Raw genomic sequence first — 17455 nt, forward strand, 5'->3', positions numbered from 1 at the left:
TTTGAAATCCTAATTGCATTACGAGATGATTATACTTCCGATAAGGAAAATTATCAATAGTTTTTTTGCATTTTTTGCAAATTCTTCTAAATTCGCCATCTTTCGGCATTTCCCTGTGGAAGTAGAACCAACTCCATCACACGCATTTAGTATAATATAGATTCTTAAGAAATACCATAAACTTTACCTGTGCATTTTCTTACGGAATTATTACGAGAAACATAGTTTTTGCGAAAATTGTATTTATTTTTGTACATTTCATGAAATAGATGGGGTGTTCTTCTTGTCTAAGATATAGAAGGGGACGCTCCCCAGCAGCCAAACTGCCGGACAGCGTCCCCTTCTACATATTATATATACTCAATTTCCCCTGTGTAAGCCCAATATTATTTTGCTAATACAGCATCATACGCCTCTGCCATGCCCTTTTCCTGGATCAGATCATAGTATTCCTGTACCATCGGGATCATCTCGGTGAGGTCGGCATGCCAGTAGTCCTCGCGCTTCATGATATCCTCTACGGAGGCGGTCTTCATGAACTGCATGATCTCTTCGCCGTCGTTTGCCTTGTCCGTGCGGTAGAAGGAGATCAGGGCTGCCATGGAGAAGGTCAGGGCTGATGGATAATTGCCGAATTTCTCCTTATACTCCAGAATGGTGGGAAGCACACGTACCTGGAACTTGCTTACGGAGTTTAAGGCAATGCTTAACAGCTGGTGCTTGATGAATGGATTGGAGAAACGCTCCAGTACGGCTGCGCCGAACTTACGGTTGTCTTCGGTGTCGCCGATGGTTGGGATGATCTCCTCAAAAATGCATTTCTTAAGGAAGGAGGATACTTTCTCGTCCTTTAAGCACTCGCCGACCGTTGTAAGGCCGTACAGATATGCACCCAGTACCATAGAGGTGTGGCCGCCGTTTAAGATACGGACCTTTCTCTTCTTATATGGATGTACGTCATCTGTCCATACAATGTTGTAGCCAGCCTTCTGGAATGGGAGCTCGTCCTCATGATGGCCGCCGATCACCCACAGATGGAAGATCTCCGCGGTATCAATGAGCTTATCCTCATAGCCGATCTGCTTTGTCAGCTCCTCCACCTCGTCTCTCGGATAACCTGTTACGATACGGTCTACCAGAGTGCTGCAGAAGTCATTTTCTGTCTCGATCCAGTTCTTGAAGCCATCCTCCAGCTCCCAGAGATCTGCGTACTGAAGAACGCATTTCTTTAAGTTGTCGCCGTTGTCGTCAATCAGTTCGCAGGGAAGAAGGATAAGGCCCTTTAAGCCTGCTTTGTATCTCTTGTATAAGAACTGGCAGAGCTTTGCAGGATATGCTTTCGGAGGCATGTCGGTGAGCTTTTCTGTGCCGATGTACTCAATGCCTGCTTCGGTGGTATTGGAAACCAGGACCCTTAAGTCCGGACTCTCGGCCAACGCAATGTACTCATCATACTGAGTGTATGGGTTCAGTGCTCTGGAAATGGATGTTACGTGGGTATGCTCGTTTACTATCTGGCCATTGTCAATGCCTCTTAAGAACAGGTTGTACTCGCAGTTCTGGTTTGCCAGCATCTGGCACATACCTTTTTCGATGGGCTGTACCACTACGATCTTTCCATCGTATAAGCCCTTCTCACGAAGCTTGTGGAAAAAGTAATCTACGAATCCACGCAAAAACCCGCCTTCGCCAAACTGGATGACTGTTTCTTTTACATTGCTGCTCATGTTTTGCTACCTCCATAAGATAAATAGTTGTTGAGTTTTGTAAGTGCTTACATTTTTTGATATAAGCATCTTTTCTCTTTATTTCTGAACTTACTATACAACATTATTGAGAATTATGCAAGGGTTTTTAAAGAAAAATTGTAAGCGTTTACATTTTATAATAAATAAAAATGCTGTAAGAATAGCAGCAGCAGAAATTCGGACATATTCAAAAGCAGCAGAAATACAAAAAGGCGCTGTCTCCAGCCTTACAGCCGTTAAACAGCACCCTTTCATGAACAAAACAGAATTACTTCAGAGTAACCTTAGCACCCTCAGCCTCTAACTTGGTCTTCAGCTCCTCAGCCTCTTCCTTGGATACGCCCTGCTTTAATGCCTTTGGAGCGCTGTCAACAAGGTCCTTGGCTTCCTTTAAGCCTAAGCCGGTAGCTTCGCGGACAACCTTGATAACCTTAACCTTGTTAGGACCAACCTCGGTCAGCTCTACGTCGAACTCGGTCTTCTCTTCCTCAGCTGCTGCGCCAGCGCCTGCTGCTGCAACTACCACGCCAGCTGCTGCAGATACGCCAAACTCTTCCTCACATGCTTTTACTAACTCATTCAGCTCTAATACGGATAATTCCTTGATAGCTTCGATAAACTCAGCGGTTGTTAACTTTGCCATTTTATGTTCCTCCTATTTCATATTTGATATTCAGTGTTTTATTATTCCGAAGCGAAAACGCTCTTAAGACTGCAAAAAGGATTATGCCTCTGCAGCTCCGCCATTCTTCTCTGCAATCTGATTGAGAACGCGGGCCAGATTGGTGATCGGAGACTGGATGCTTCCCAGCAGCTTTCCAAGAAGTACCTCTCTGGATGGGATGGTTGCAATAACCTGGGTTCCTGCCTGATCGTAGTATGTTCCTTCCACTACGGATGCCTTCAGTTCCAGCTGCGGAGCTGTCTTAGCGAACTCTGCCAGGACTCTTGCAGGGGCTGTAGCGTCATCTTTGGAAACAGCTAAGGCAGTCGGGCCTTCCAGCTGTGGATCCAGTGCTGCGAAGTCTGTGCCTTCTGCTGCGCGCTTGATCAGGGTATTCTTGTATACCTTGTAAGACACACCAGCTTCCCTTAACTTCTTACGCAGCTGAGTATCCTGCTCTACAGTCAGACCACGGTAGTCTACAATAACTGCACCGGCAGCGCCGTCAAGCATTGCCTTGATTTCGTCTACGATCGGCTGCTTTAATTCAACTTTTGCCATGAATGGTTTACCTCCTTCTATTATTCTGCATTGAAAACCGTCATAGCATGGGAACGACTCATGAAAAGAATCCTGCTCCGCAGGAGTCTCCTATGATAGAAAAAACCTCTCTGCGCAAAGACAGGGAGGTCAGCAAAATCTCATGAAACAGACATCTTAACGATGTCAGAGTTTTGTATGTTCCTCGGCAGGCGTTTTATTACTTACACTTTTCAGTACCTGCTGTCTCAGGGCATTCAATACTTTGGTACTATATCATATACAAGCAGTGATGTCAAGTACTGTTTTCTATTTTTCACAGTTTGCACACGTTATCTGTGGATTTCTTCCAATAAACACAAAAAAAAGGAACATTTTTTCGTCTATAAATTCATTTCTAGTGTTGACAGATTTTGTAAGGCATGTTACTATATGCTTAAGTTTTATTTAAGTTTTTTTAAAGATTACATTTACTACAAACTTTAACAAAGGAGAGTATGAATTATGAAAAAGAATTTCAAGGCTTTCGTAACAATGGCAACTGCCGCTGCATTAGTTGTTGCTTCTGCATTCACCAGCTTTGCCCGCGAGGGTTGGGTTGATGTAAAGTCCCGCTGGTATTACTACGATGAGGCAGGCAACCCCGTAACCAGTCAGTGGGTTGAATATAACGGCGATTTATACTGGGTAAATGAGATCGGCGAGATGGCTGTTCAGTCTTGGGTAAAATACAATGACAGCTGGTACTGGGTAAATGCACAGGGCGCTATGGTTACCAACAGCTGGATCCCGATCGTTAATGAGTGGTATTACGTTGGCGAGGACGGCAAGATGCTGGCTAATACCTGGTTTGAATATAATAAGCAGAAGTATTATCTCACCGAAGATGGCTCTGCAGCAAGGGGAGTGGTGGAAATCGATGGCAATCTTCACTACTTTGACAGAACCAACGGTAATCTGCTGTAATTTCTTTTGATTGGTATCTATCCGGGAGTCTGTCATGTGCAGACTCCCGTTTTTTGTTCCACAGGAACTTTCGTCTCCCCCGGAACAAAACGCTCCGCAGGATGCGCACTTTGCGCTTAGGAAATTGGCTGCCTTTGCGGCTTTGCTCCGGCGCGGGTGCGTGTCAGGACACACATTTTGATTACAAAGTTTCCAGTAAAATGCGCCAGTAGTGCATTTTATCGGATTTTTATTACACAAAAAGAAAACGCCCCAGCCTCTCATCCTCTCAAGAAAGGATGGGAAGGTCAGGGCGCTTTTTTCTATATTGTGGGCAATCGATTAGCCGATCAGCTTAGCTACATTCAGCTTAACGCCAGGGCCCATAGTAGAGGTAATTGCTACGCTCTTTAAGTATGCGCCTTTTACTGTGCTTGGCTTAGCCTTCAGGATTGCGTCCATAAGCGTCTGGAAGTTGTCCGCTAACTGCTCCTCTGTGAAAGAAGCCTTTCCTACTGGCACGTGGATAATGTTTGTCTTGTCAAGTCTGTACTCAATCTTACCAGCTTTGATATCGTTGATCGCTTTGGTTACGTCCATGGTAACGGTGCCGGCCTTCGGGTTTGGCATTAAGCCCTTGGGACCCAGTACACGGCCAAGACGTCCAACAACGCCCATCATGTCGGGAGTAGCTACAACTACATCAAAATCCAGCCAGCCGTCGTTCTGGATCCTTGGGATCAGTTCCTCAGCTCCTACGTAATCAGCACCTGCTGCCAGAGCCTCGTCAGCCTTTGGTCCCTTTGCAAATACTAAAATACGTACAACCTTACCTGTTCCGTGAGGAAGCACAACAGCTCCACGGATCTGCTGGTCAGCGTGACGTCCGTCACAGCCTGTCCTGATGTGAAGTTCTACAGTCTCATCAAACTTTGCAGATGCATTCTTTTTTACTAATGCGATAGCGTCTGCTACGTCGTAAAGTGCAGTACGGTCTACATTTTTCATAGCCTCTGCATATCTTTTTCCTGATTTCATTGAATTAACCTCCTAGTGGTATTGACGGGGGAATCTCCCTCCCACGTTCCTATAAACGGGTAAATGCTTGCTCCATCTGCTGTCCCTGCTCATAAGACAGCAAAAGCTCTCAAATTATTCCTCAATGGTAACGCCCATGCTTCTTGCAGTACCGGCAACCATGCTCATAGCAGCCTCTAAGCTGGCAGCATTTAAGTCTGGCATCTTTGTCTCTGCGATCTTCTGCAGGTCAGCCTTCTTAAGAACTGCAACCTTCGTCTTGTTTGGAACGCCGGATCCGCTCTTAATGTTGCAGGCCTTCTTGATCAGAACGGCTGCCGGCGGAGTCTTTGTGATGAAGCTGAAGCTTCTGTCCGCATATACGGTAATGACAACAGGAATGATCATGTCACCCTGATCTGCTGTTCTAGCGTTGAACTCCTTGGTAAACTGTACGATATTTACACCGTGCTGACCAAGAGCTGGTCCTACTGGCGGTGCTGGTGTTGCCTTGCCAGCCGGAATCTGTAATTTGATATATCCTGTTACTTTCTTTGCCATCTTAGGCACCTCCTAAAATTATGTGGTATTGTCGGGAATGTCCCTCCCACCAGCTTCTGCCCTGCAAAAGCTGATTCCTTACGTTGCAAATGGATCTGCTTACATCTTCTTGACTTCGGCAAATCCCAGTTCAACCGGGGTTTCACGGCCGAACATTTCTACATTGATTGTGATGGTCTTCTTACTGTCATTGATCGCTTTGATCGCTCCGACAGTATCCTTCCATGCACCGGAGATAACAACTACCATATCTCCCAATTCAAAATCGACTAAGAGATCTTCCTTCACGAAGCCGAGACCTGCCATCTCTTCTTCTGTCAGAGGAACCGGTTTGGAGCCCGGACCCACAAAGCCCGTGACACCGCGGGTATTGCGCACCACATACCATGTGTCATCATTCATGACCATGTTGATGAGCACGTAGCCCGGAAACATCTTCTTATCTGCTTTTTTCTCCACGCCGTTCTTCAACTCCACTACCGGGAGCATCGGCACGGATACTTCTAAGATCTGATCCTGAAGATTTCTGTTCTCGATTGTCTTCTCAATGTCGACCTTGACTTTGTTCTCGTAACCTGAATAGGTATGGACTACATACCAATGTGCTTCTGACATACAATCACCCTCGCCCTTGAATTAAAGAATAAAACCTAACACATACTTCATAACCAGATCCAACACAGCGATCAATGCACCAATGAAAATGGACATAGACACAACTGCAACTGTCTGCTTGGCTACTGTTTCCTTGTCAGCAAAGACGATCTTCTTGTATTCTTTTTTCAGGCCGTTAAAAAAGCTGGGCCTTTTTTCCTTCTTCTTAGCCGTCTTTTTTTCTGCCTTGTCAGCCTTGGCCGCTTTTTCTGTGGTTTCTACAGTCTTGACTGTATTTTCTTCCATAACTTCACGTCCTTTACTGAACAGGATTACTTTGTTTCCTTATGCATGGTATGTCTCTTGCAGAATCTGCAGTACTTTTTGGTTTCCATACGGTCAGGATGAGTCTTCTTGTCCTTCGTCATGTTGTAATTGCGTTGCTTGCATTCTGTGCATGCCAGTGTAATCTTTGTGCGCACGACTTCCACCTCCACTTAAATTATCGTAGTTCACATTTTGCTTTTTGGTCTTAATTTTGAGCATAAAAAAAAGACCTATCTTCCATTCGCCCATACATGATATCATAGAAAAAGGCTATCGTCAAGGGATTTTTGGGAAATACTGCGTATCTGTCCTATGAAAAATTTCCGAATAAATTTTCAGGCCGAAGCGGAGCGCGGAGGAGATCATCCCCCCGCCCCTATAAATATAGTAAGAACACAAATATATTCAGCCCCTGCTCTCTTTAAAACACGGGCGCAGGCCTCGGCGGTGGAGCCGGTGGTGTAGATGTCGTCTATGAGGAGGATGGATCTGATCCGGGGAGGAAGAGGGGAGGCGACGAAGGCCTGTTCCAGATTACGAAGGCGTTCCGACGGGCCAAGGTTCTTTTGAGGAGCTGTTTTCTTCACGCGGCGCAGAATGCTTGTGTTTATGGGAATGTTCAGTTTCAGAGACAGGCGGCGGGCAAGCTCCTCTGCCTGATTGAAGCCTCTTGTTTTCAGACGGGTAGGATGGACAGGAACCGGGATCAGAATGTCAGGTGCAAGCCGGAGAATGCGAGGGCCCAGCTTGCGGTAAATGGCCTCGGAATAGAAGTCAAGATATTCCCGCTTATTGTTGTACTTGATCTGGGCCATGGAATGGCTGGCAATGTCATTGTAGTTTATCAGGGACATGCCGCAGTCAAAGGTCCGTTTATGCTTTGTGCAGTCAAAGCAGTATTCGATGTCCCTGCTGATGACCTCCTTGCCGCAGCGCTTGCAGGTCGGGCCGTGGATCCAGGATAATTTTCCCATACAATCCGGACAGATGAGAGAGCCGCGGGGAATGACGATGTCTTTGCATACCGGGCAGCGGCGGGGAAAGAGCAGGGATATGACTGATTCTAAACAGTTTGTTTTGTACATGATAAAGCTCCTTTGTTGCTCTGTGCTGTTTTTAACTGGATGAAAAAGAGTCGGATGACGCATTGTCGAATGCAGGGCGTATACATGGCGCTTAAGAAGGAATGCAGCGATGATAGCTCATACAGGACGTGGCATGGGCTTTGACTTTGGGAAGGGAATTTAGATGAGAGAATTGCCCGGCCTGTTCTCAGACCGGGTCAGAAAGTGCGTAGATCTCTTCGATACGGTTTTTTAAGCCGGAGTAGCGTTTCTGCTCCAGGCAGTTTGCTGCCATTGCGCGAAAAGCCTCCGGAAGGCCTACAAGGCAGACGCAGGAGCGGGCACGGGTGACAGCTGTGTAGATCAGGTTCCTTGTCATGAGCATGCGGGGGCCGTTGTACATGGGGATAATGACTGCAGGATATTCGCTCCCCTGGGATTTGTGGATGGTGATGGCGTAGGCCAGCTCCAGCTCCTCCAGCTGCTTGAAGGTGTATTCGATCATTTTCCCTTCGTCAAATTCCACGGTCAGAAGCTCCGCATACTCGTTGATCTCCCGGATGATACCCATATCTCCGTTGAAGATGCCGCTTCCCTTGTCTGTGGGAATGCCGTATTTGTTGCGGACCTCCCATTCCATCTGGTAATTGTTCTTGACCTGCATTACCTTATCGCCGACACGGTAGGTGATGCCGCCGGCCTCCTTTTCCTTCTTGGATTTGTCCGGCGGGTTTAGGTACTGCTGTAAGATCTGATTCAGGCGCTCCACTCCCAGAGCGCCCTTGCGCATGGGTGTCATTACCTGGATCTCTCCCTGGGAGGCGTGGACGTAGCCCGGAAGCTTTTGCTGGATCAGGGTAATGGCGGCGCTTATGACCGCGTCCGGCGTATCACGGCGGATGAAGAGGAAGTCCTTGCTGCGCTTTGCCAGGTCTACCGGCTCTCCCTCATTGATCTTATGGGCGTTCACTATGATATCACTCTGGGCTGCCTGACGGAAAATGCGGGTAAGCTTGACAACATTGAAGCAGCCGGAGGCTATGATATCCCGGAGCACATTGCCGGGGCCTACGCTGGGCAGCTGGTCCACATCGCCTACCAGGATCAGACGGGTGCCTACATTTACAGCGCGCAGAAGGGAATGCATAAGGCTGATATCGACCATGGACATTTCATCAATGATAATGACATCGGCATCCAGGGGATTTTCTTCGTTTCTGTCAAAATGCATGCCTGAGCTGCCGGGAGCCCCAGGCTGTCCGGGGACGTCTCCCAGGCCGGAGGGCACAAGCTCCAGCATGCGGTGGATAGTCCTGGCCTCGTATCCTGTGGCCTCTGTCATGCGCTTTGCTGCGCGGCCTGTGGGAGCTGCCAGGAGTATCTCCATTCCCTCCATCTCAAAGTAATGGATAATGGCGTTTATCGTTGTTGTCTTTCCGGTGCCGGGGCCGCCTGTGATCACCAGAAGTCCGCTGCTTGCAGCCTCGCATACGGCCTGCTCCTGAAGGGTGTCAAGCCGGATATCCTCCTGCTTCTGGATCTTAAGGAGATTGGCCCTGATCTCTGTTTCCGGGATATCGCCGCGGATATTTAAGTCGTGGAGCATCCGGGCGGTGTTCAGCTCCAGATAATAGTAGTGGGAGGAGAATACCAGGGGATCAGAAGGGCAGGCCGCTGCGGCCTTCACCACGATCCTCCTCTCGATCTGCATATCCATCAGATGCTTTTCCATGGCCGATGGCTCTACCTTTAAAAGCTCTGAAGCCTGGCCGAACAGCTCGCTCTTCGGCAGGTATGTATGGCCGTTTGCGGATGCCTGGAGAAGGGTGTAGAGGATACCTGCCTTGATGCGGTAGTCGGAGTCTGTGAAAATGCCCACCCGCTCTGCGATCTCGTCTGCCATCTTGAAGCCAACGCCTGGTATATCATCGGCCAGACGGTAGGGATTCTCCCGGATAATGCCGTAGAGGCGAGGCCCGTATTCCTGGTAGATCTTAGCAGCCAGATTCATGGAAATGCCGTAATTCTGCAGGAACATCATAGCCTGGCGCATATCCTTTTTTTCTTCAAACTGCTCTGCGATCGCCATGGCCATTTTTTCACTGATGCCCTTAACCTCGGACAGGCGCTCCGGCTCCTCCTCCATCACGCGGAGCGTGTCTGCCTTAAAATGGCGCACGATCCGCGCAGCCAGGGCAGCCCCAATGCCCTTGATGGCACCGGAACCCAGATAACGCTCTACGGACAGCTCATCCTGAGGCAGCTTCATGTCATAATGCTCGATCTGAAGCTGTTCTCCATATACAGGATGCTCCGTCATATGACCGCTGGCCTCGATCATGTCCCCCTCTGCCACATAGGCCAGATTGCCGACCATGATGACCTCTTCCCCGTCGCTCTGGTCGGTCACGCTTAAGACTGTGTAGCCATTGTCCTCATTGCGGTATTTGATTTTTTCGATGAATCCTGTGATAGTTGCCATATATTGATATCTCCGTATGTGTTCTTTCCGGCAAAAGAAGGACTGAGGCCAGCCTTTGCATCGCGGAGTCTTACGCAGAGCTTCCCGTGATATGAAACAGGGTGCTGCAAAAGTAAGCCGCCCCTGCGGGCAGGCTGCATTTTGCAGCACCCCTTGATCTTAATAGTCTTCTCTTGTGCTGTTTACGCCCATGGAGGCTTCCAAGGCCATGGTCATGCCGTGGGCAAACTCGATGAATTTGCCGGTGCCGATGGCTACAGCTGTCAGCGGATCCTCCGCTATCATGGTGGTAATGCCTGTCTTCTCCTCGATCAGGGCATCAAGGCCGCTTAGAAGGGAGCCGCCGCCCGTCATAACAATGCCCCTGTCAAAAATATCTGCTGCAAGCTCCGGCGGAGTGCGCTCCAGTACATTGTGTACAGCATCCACGATCTGAAGTGCAGGCTCTCTTAAGGCCTCCAGGGTCTCATCAGATGTAACCACAATGGTCTTCGGAAGGCCTGTTACCAGGTTACGGCCTCTCACCTCCATGGTGAGGACCTCCGGCCTGCGGTAAGCTGCGCCGATGTTGATCTTGATCTCCTCAGCCGTTCTCTCACCGATCAGCAGGTTGTGCTTCTTCCTCATATAGCGGACAAGGGCCTCATCAAAGTCATCTCCTGCGATCTTGATGGAGGTACTGACAACAGGGCCGCCTAAAGAAATGACAGCGATATCTGCTGTACCGCCTCCGATGTCAACGATCATGTTGCCGCAGGCCTTGCCGATGTCAATGCCTGCGCCGATGGCAGCGGCAACAGGCTCCTCGATGATCGCCACCTCGCGGGCTCCTGCCTGGTAGGTAGCATCCTCCACTGCCTTTTTCTCCACCTCTGTTGCGCCGCTGGGGATACATACGCTGATCCTGGGCTTGCGGAGAGTCTTCTTGCCTACTGCTTTATTGATAAAGTATTTTAACATTTTCTCGGTAATGGTATAGTCAGAGATCACGCCCTGACGGAGAGGACGGACGGCTACGATATTGCCGGGGGTTCGTCCGATCATAAGGCGCGCTTCCTCGCCAATTGCCATGATCTTGTTGGTATCACGGTCGATCGCTACTACGGATGGCTCTTTTAATACAACACCCTTGCCCTTGATATATACAAGGATGCTGGCGGTTCCTAAGTCGATTCCAATATCATTGGACATCATTGAAAAAAACATACAGATAGTTCCTCCTAGAATTGTGAGCACAGCGCCCCATTCCCATACAGGGCCCCTGCCAACAGTACAAAATATTGCGGAAAACTGTCATGAACAGTAATCGGATATTGCATTGCTTCTATTATAAACAATATTGCAAAGTTTTCAAAGGGTTTTTTTCTTTTTTATATTCTTTATGGTTTTTTCATGATGCGGACATATTTTGGTCACAATTTTTGCTTATGATAATAGCAAGTTCATCGAGAGATGGACGAGGCCTTTGTTTCAAGTGATTACTTGAAATCACAAAGCTTTTTCATACTCATACCGGACGGAGTGATCCGTCCGGCCCCCCTATAAAAGGTTTCTGCTCCGCATGGCGGGGCAGTTTTTTTGTACCATGGGAAACTCCCGGAACCTCCGATAGAGCAAAAATGCTGCTCAGATCTCAGGCCTCCTATAGTTCTCTCAGTATGTACATCGTAAATGTTCCTGAAGCAATGAGAGCATCGTCCTCATTCATGATCTTCACATCCACTACCAATGTGGTCTTTCCACAGTGGATGGTATCCGCCCTCGTGTAAAGAGTTCCGCTGTGCACCCCTTTGATAAAGTGAATATCGCCGTTCAGGGTGACGCTGACTTTGCTCTCCGATGCGCTGACAACTCCTGCTGCCGTATCACAGAGGGTAAACAGAAAACCTCCGTGAACATTTCCCAGCGCATTGTGCATTGTTTCCATAATGTCTATGGCAATAACCGCATGGCCTTTTGACATTTCTTCCAGTCTTGCATGCTCCAGGCCTGACAGGGGTTGCAGGAGGGAATACGCTGCTTTTGTTATTTTCTCATCCATCTATTTTCATCCTCTTTCTTTGTATTGCTTTCTGATGATACCAGGGTCAAAAGATTGCAACATCTACTGACTCATTATAGTCCAATCTTCCCAAACCGTCTATACTTTTCCTTATCGGAAGTATAATCATCTCGTAATGCAATTAGGATTTCAAAAAGTATTTCAAAAAACAAAAAGGAGAGTGCATTCATTATGAGAAAGCAGACAAAATTAGTTGCTGTATTATCAACAGCAGCACTGCTCGCTATCGGTGCATCCATGACCTCCTTCGCAGCTACAGGTTGGGCTGAGGAAGACGGAACATGGGTTTACTACAACCGTGACGGCGAGAGAGCAACTGATTCCTGGAAGAAATCCGGAAATAACTGGTATTATCTTGACAGCGACGGCGAGATGGCTATCGATCAGCTGATTGAGGACGGCGATAACTACTACTACGTTGACATCAACGGTGTGATGGCTTCCAATCAGTGGGTAGCTATCGAGAATGAGGATGCTGGCGAGGATGACGAGCCGGATCATTACTGGTACTACTTCCAGGCTAATGGTAAGGCTCTCACTAATGGTGATAATGACAAGGTTTCCTTAAAGACTATCAACGGTAAGAAGTACGCATTCGATGACGAGGGCAAGATGCTGTTCGGCTGGGTAGAAGAGGATAACGCAGAACGTGTCGATGATTCTGACGGCGAGGGCTTTAAGGATGGTATGTATTACTTTGGTGATTCCGATGACGGCGCTATGACCACTGGCTGGATTTTACTGGATATCACCTATGATGAAGCAACAGATGATGATTATAAGTATACTGCCGCTGCTTTCAATGACGATGAGGATCAGAGCCGTTGGTTCTATTTTAAGTCCAATGGTAAGAAGATCTATGCTGAGGACGGCGATAGGACAAAGGATAAGACCATCAATGGCAAGAAGTATGCATTTGACCAGTACGGCGCAATGGTAGCAGAGTGGTCCTTAGACGAGGATGACTTAAAGAAAGAGGCTGGCTACGCAGCTGGTGTTAATGCTACCGGATCCACAGCAATGGCTGTAGCAACCAGAAGTGGTTATTCTGATGCACGTGTTGACGAAAATGGCAGTGTCAGCATTGAAGGCGTTCTCAAGGGCAGCGGTGCAGATGCCAAATATTCCCAGGCATGGAAATACTTCAACAGCGTTGAGGATGGTTCCCGCATAAGCAAGGGATGGTTCAAGGTAGTTTCTGCTGAATATCTGAATGAAGACAAATATAATGATGATGAGGATGCTTGGTACTATGCAGACGGCAGCGGTAATCTGTATGCCTGTGAATTCAAGACAGTCAAAGGAAAGAAGTATGCATTCAGAAATGATGGACGTATGGTAAATGGCCTGAAGTTTATCTATGAAGAGGATGGCCGTGATAACCTGATCGTCAAGGCTGATGATGATGATTACTATCCATTTGATAATGAGGATGATTTCCTTGATCATGCTGTTGAGTACTATGAGCCAAATGGCTATAAGTGCTACTACTTCGGCGGCAGCGATGATGGCGCTATGAGAACAGGCAAGACCGCTCTTACCTTTGACGGCGAGAATACAAACTTCTACTTTGAGAAGTCCGGCGGCAATAAGGGCGCTGGTGTTACAGGCGAAAAGGATGACAAGATGTACCAGTCCGGTATGCTTCTGAAGGCTGATTCTGATGACAAATACATTGTTGTTCAGAAGGTTGAAATCAAGGCAGAAGAAGTAGATGGCAATGGTAATGTTACCCAGAAGGCAGAATATGCTTACAAGAAACTGGATGATGCAAAAGAATTCATCGAAGCAGCTGGATTGACCGATGCAATTGGCTCCAAAACAGGAAGCCAGGATGTATCAGTCGGTCATGTAACAAAGGATGCTGAGGACCTGAGTGAAGCTTATACCTGGGCAGCTCTTGCCGATACTGCTACTGATGCTGAGAAGGCAGCAAGAAAAGAACTGCGTGAAAGCTTTATCCTTGTAAATACTTCTGGTAAGGTTATTGATACCAAGAGCAAGAACAAAGATGGCAATGATTACTACTATGTAGTATCCAAGGGCGGCGTCATTGAAGGCGTTTATGTTGAGGACTAATTGATATCGATCAATTCCAAACATATCTAGACTAATTTAAGGGGGAAGCGTTGTGACTGATTGAAGTTCAGTTAGTTACAGCGCTTCCCTTTTACAATCTTTTATAATTTATGAAACAGGAGGTATTTTACCTTGAGAAAAAAAGCACTTACAATTATGGGACTGGTTATCGCTATCTCTTTTGGAAGCGTCTCCTCTGCATGGGCAGCAGAGACCATCACCATGGAAAATTGCGGAGCCTATCTCTTTGAGTGGCGTCCTGTTGACTGCGGAAACGGGCGGGCTTTTGCTATTCTGGTAGGCGGCGATACCATTCAGGAAAGTGATGTGATATTAAACCGCGGATATGATTATGCCTACACATTTAATTCCCTTGCCTACGGGAGGCCTTGGGGGAAAGTTCCAGATTTGGTAAATATTGATGGCATTTGGGGGATTCCTGAATATGAAGCCCTTCTTCCGGAAGGCACACAATCCTATACCCGTATTGTCTTATATACCAACAACAAGAATCTGGATACAAAGGAGCGCTATGTAGATGTTGTCCATCTTCCTTCCGGAACGAATACAGCTAATTTACCTGATGAAGTCAGAAAATATTTAATTAATGTCGATGGCTCCGATGCTGGGGCTTATGATGGTACAATTACTTCTGGCTGGTGGCAGGATAATGATATAAAAAAATACCGTGGGACCGATGGAAACTTTGTTACCAATAGTTGGATCCGCGTGGATGATAAGACCTATTATCTTGATGAAAACGGCGTGATGCTGAAAGATACTATCACACCGGACGGAATCTATGTAAATTCAAATGGTGAAAAAACCAGTTACCTTCCTGGTTGGACAGAGGTCGAGGGACAAAAACGGTATATACAGAAGAATGGTTATTATGCTGCCAATGGTTGGATAACAGATACCGATGGTTCCAGTTACTATTTTGATTTGGCCTGCAATCTTCTGACAGACACGATTACACCGGATGGCTATTATGTAGATGCCAACGGTGTATGGGATGGCAATCCCTCTACTATCACTACAGATCTGGTAAGTTTAGGCCCCGGTGGTTTAGCGGAGCCGGAAGCAGTAGCCTACTGGGAGGAAATAGATGGCTCCTGGAAATATAAGGAGGCCGATGGCAGCTATGCAGCAAACACCTGGCGGCAGGGCGCGGATGGAAGCTGGTATTATCTTGGCGAAAATGGAGTTATGCTCACAAGTCAGACAACTCCTGATGGCTACTATGTAGATGAAAACGGCGTTTGGAATGATGGAGCTGCGGAGAACGCTGAAAATACGGATATTTCCCCAGAAGCAGAAAGCTAAATATATCAAGCAGTAAGTGGTATACGGATACCAACCATTTTCCCTTTCCTATACCACTTATTTTTCTGTCCATGAAGTGACATTTTATCGTTTTTTGTCTATTTTAGATATACAGCCTTCCTGCTTCTGTCACTTTTGTATAATAATTTATAAAAATTTTATACATTTTGTACAGTTTATCTGCGACTGTACATTTATTTTACATAAAATTCGCGTTAATATATTCGATAAAACAATGAAAGGAATATACCTGCCATGGAACCTGATAAACCACTCTCCTCTCCCGCCTCCCAACCAGCCGGGGATTCCCTGAATAAATGTCTTGCATTTTTTCAGAAATACCTGATCGACAACAATATGTCTCCCCACACGATCACGGCTTATGTCTACAGCATAAAGCATTTTTATACACGGTATCAGGAGCTGACGCCGGATACGATCAGCCTGTATAAGGTCTATCTCATGGATCATTACCAGCCTCAGACAGTAAACATGCGCATCCGGGCCCTGAACTCTTTTATGAAGTTCCAGGGGATCAAAGACTATAAGGTCCATGCCCTGCGGCTGCAGCAGAAGAATTTCCTGGACCATGTGATCAGCCAGGCAGATTATGAGTATTTGAAGCGCAGGCTTTGGGAGGATGGGCAGTATACGTTCTACTTTATCATACGGCTGATCACGGCTACGGGAGTGCGCGTCAGCGAGCTTGTGGAATTTCAGGTGGAGGACGCCCAAAAGGGATTTAAGGATATTTATTCAAAGGGCAATAAAATGCGCCGGGTCTACATCCCCACCTCTCTGCAGAGAGATATCCTGGCATGGCTGGCCTCTGAGGCCAGAAGCTGCGTTCCTCTTTTCTTAAGCCATCTGGGACGGGCCATGTCCATCTCCGGCATCCGGGCCCAGCTTAAGACCTTTGCCCTGCGCTACCAGCTGGATCCTCAAGTCGTCTATCCCCACTCCTTCCGCCACCGGTTTGCGAAAAACTTTATTGAACACGGCGGCGATATCGCCTTTCTCTCAAGCCTTCTGGGACATGACAGCATCGAGACCACCCGGATCTACCTGCGCAGGACCAGCACGGAGCAAGCAGGCATTATTAATAGAGTCGTGGACTGGTAGCTCCCCTCCCTCTTACATTTTCCGAAGAGATCTCTTACCATATCTATTATTGGAAAATGTACATATAAGGAGGTTTTACTAATGACAGCAGTATCAAAGCTACCATCCAACCATACTCTGGAACAGTTCCAGAAATATCTCACCGCCAGGAATATGTCCGACAATACGATTTATGTGTACCGCTATGCAGTATCCCAATTTTACCACCTTTACCCCCAGCTGACCTCCCGGAATCTGCAGCTTTATAAGGTCTATCTGTTGGAGCATTACAGGCCTCAGACAGTAAATCTGCGTATACGGGCATTAAATTGTTTTATGGAATACCGAAAATCCGCGATCACTCCCGTCCCAATGATAAAGATCCAGCAGAAAATGTATTTGGATAAGATCATCAGCCAGGCAGATTATGAATATTTAAAGATCCGTCTGGCGAAAAATGAAGAATATACCTATTATTTTATTGTACGGCTGATCGCTGCCACGGGAGTCCGCGTGAGCGAACTGCTTACCTTTCAGGTGGAAGATATCTTAAAGGGATACAAGGACATTTACTCAAAGGGAAATAAAATGCGGCGCATCTTTGTCCCCTCCTGCCTGAGGTCGGAGCTGCTTGCATGGCTGGATTCCCTCTGCCGCAGAAGGGGGCCTCTTTTTCTGAACCGTTTTGGTTCCCCGCTCTCCCCTGCCGGTATACGCGCCCAGATGAAGGCTTTTGCCCTTCAGTATCATATGGACCCGGACGTCATGTATCCTCACTCCTTCCGCCATCGGTTTGCAAAAAATTTTATTGAGAAATGCGGGGATATCGCACTGCTGTCCAATCTGCTTGGACACGAGAGCATCGAAACCACCCGGATCTACCTGCGCCGGACCAGCACGGAGCAGTCGCGTATTGTCAATAAGGTGGTTGACTGGTGAAAGGAG

17 protein-coding genes and 1 other annotated feature are annotated in these 17455 nt (G+C 47.3%); of the genes, 5 read left to right on the plus strand and 12 right to left on the minus strand.

Translation table 11 applies throughout. The features are described 5' to 3' along the window. Positions 1-386: 386 nt before the first annotated feature. The 3 genes from LIZ87_RS10260 to rplJ all read right to left on the minus strand — a co-directional run bounded on the left by LIZ87_RS10260 (position 387) and on the right by rplJ (position 2973). Positions 387-1727 (minus strand): tagaturonate reductase, encoded by a 1341-nt coding sequence (locus tag LIZ87_RS10260; RefSeq protein WP_178313120.1) that lies wholly within the window; start codon positions 1725-1727, stop codon positions 387-389. A 289-nt stretch (positions 1728-2016) separates the two neighbouring features. Next, complete coding sequence (gene rplL / locus LIZ87_RS10265; protein WP_178313119.1) at positions 2017-2391, minus strand: 50S ribosomal protein L7/L12; 375 nt, start codon at positions 2389-2391, stop codon at positions 2017-2019. Between the two features lie 81 nt (positions 2392-2472). Further along, positions 2473-2973, minus strand: a complete 501-nt coding sequence (gene rplJ, locus LIZ87_RS10270) for a 50S ribosomal protein L10 (protein WP_178313118.1) — start codon at positions 2971-2973, stop codon at positions 2473-2475. 89 nt (positions 2974-3062) lie between these two features. Continuing rightward, positions 3063-3223, minus strand: a sequence feature (ribosomal protein L10 leader region). A gap of 233 nt (positions 3224-3456) precedes the next feature. On the opposite strand from rplJ, the gene LIZ87_RS10275 reads away from it, so the two are divergent. After that, entirely contained in the window at positions 3457-3918 is a 462-nt protein-coding gene (locus LIZ87_RS10275; protein ID WP_178313117.1) for a hypothetical protein, read from the plus strand. 321 nt (positions 3919-4239) lie between these two features. On the opposite strand, the gene rplA is transcribed toward LIZ87_RS10275, so the two are convergent. From rplA to LIZ87_RS10320, 9 genes are all read right to left on the minus strand, one after another. Next, positions 4240-4935 (minus strand): 50S ribosomal protein L1, encoded by a 696-nt coding sequence (gene rplA, locus LIZ87_RS10280; RefSeq protein ID WP_178313116.1) that lies wholly within the window; start codon positions 4933-4935, stop codon positions 4240-4242. Between the two features lie 114 nt (positions 4936-5049). Continuing rightward, positions 5050-5475 carry a 50S ribosomal protein L11 gene (gene rplK / locus LIZ87_RS10285; RefSeq protein WP_002566637.1) on the minus strand — a complete coding sequence of 142 codons (426 nt, stop codon included), beginning with the start codon at positions 5473-5475 and terminating at the stop codon, positions 5050-5052. Positions 5476-5574: 99 nt separating this feature from the next. Continuing rightward, positions 5575-6090 carry a transcription termination/antitermination protein NusG gene (gene nusG, locus LIZ87_RS10290; protein ID WP_178313115.1) on the minus strand — a complete coding sequence of 172 codons (516 nt, stop codon included), beginning with the start codon at positions 6088-6090 and terminating at the stop codon, positions 5575-5577. A 21-nt stretch (positions 6091-6111) separates the two neighbouring features. Continuing rightward, positions 6112-6375 (minus strand): preprotein translocase subunit SecE, encoded by a 264-nt coding sequence (gene secE, locus LIZ87_RS10295; protein ID WP_227146807.1) that lies wholly within the window; start codon positions 6373-6375, stop codon positions 6112-6114. Between the two features lie 26 nt (positions 6376-6401). Next, complete coding sequence (gene rpmG / locus LIZ87_RS10300; protein ID WP_008726232.1) at positions 6402-6551, minus strand: 50S ribosomal protein L33; 150 nt, start codon at positions 6549-6551, stop codon at positions 6402-6404. A 207-nt stretch (positions 6552-6758) separates the two neighbouring features. Then, positions 6759-7481 carry a ComF family protein gene (locus LIZ87_RS10305; protein WP_227146810.1) on the minus strand — a complete coding sequence of 241 codons (723 nt, stop codon included), beginning with the start codon at positions 7479-7481 and terminating at the stop codon, positions 6759-6761. Positions 7482-7668: 187 nt separating this feature from the next. After that, on the minus strand, positions 7669-9942 hold the full coding sequence (gene recD2 / locus LIZ87_RS10310) for an SF1B family DNA helicase RecD2 (protein ID WP_178313112.1): 2274 nt from the start codon (positions 9940-9942) through the stop codon (positions 7669-7671). Between the two features lie 159 nt (positions 9943-10101). Beyond that, positions 10102-11148: a rod shape-determining protein gene (locus LIZ87_RS10315; RefSeq protein ID WP_319638579.1), complete on the minus strand. Its 1047-nt coding sequence runs from the start codon at positions 11146-11148 to the stop codon at positions 10102-10104. 436 nt (positions 11149-11584) lie between these two features. Next, positions 11585-11983 (minus strand): PaaI family thioesterase, encoded by a 399-nt coding sequence (locus LIZ87_RS10320; RefSeq protein WP_178313111.1) that lies wholly within the window; start codon positions 11981-11983, stop codon positions 11585-11587. Between the two features lie 192 nt (positions 11984-12175). Between LIZ87_RS10320 and LIZ87_RS10325 the strand changes: the two genes are divergently transcribed. The 4 genes from LIZ87_RS10325 (at position 12176) to LIZ87_RS10340 (ending at position 17449) form a co-directional block, all read left to right on the plus strand. Next, a complete protein-coding gene (locus LIZ87_RS10325; RefSeq protein WP_227146813.1) occupies positions 12176-14083 on the plus strand; it encodes an argininosuccinate lyase in 1908 nt (635 codons plus the stop codon). A 132-nt stretch (positions 14084-14215) separates the two neighbouring features. After that, the gene (locus tag LIZ87_RS10330; RefSeq protein ID WP_227146818.1) at positions 14216-15409 is read left to right on the plus strand and encodes a choline-binding protein; all 1194 of its coding nucleotides are present in this window, start codon (positions 14216-14218) and stop codon (positions 15407-15409) included. Between the two features lie 255 nt (positions 15410-15664). Continuing rightward, positions 15665-16531, plus strand: coding sequence for a tyrosine-type recombinase/integrase (locus tag LIZ87_RS10335; RefSeq protein WP_227146820.1), 867 nt, complete (start codon positions 15665-15667; stop codon positions 16529-16531). Between the two features lie 81 nt (positions 16532-16612). Further along, positions 16613-17449, plus strand: a complete 837-nt coding sequence (locus tag LIZ87_RS10340) for a tyrosine-type recombinase/integrase (RefSeq protein WP_227146822.1) — start codon at positions 16613-16615, stop codon at positions 17447-17449. Positions 17450-17455 lie beyond the last annotated feature (6 nt).

This window comes from Lacrimispora sp. 210928-DFI.3.58, from assembly GCF_020554865.1.
Lineage (GTDB): Bacteria > Bacillota > Clostridia > Lachnospirales > Lachnospiraceae > Enterocloster.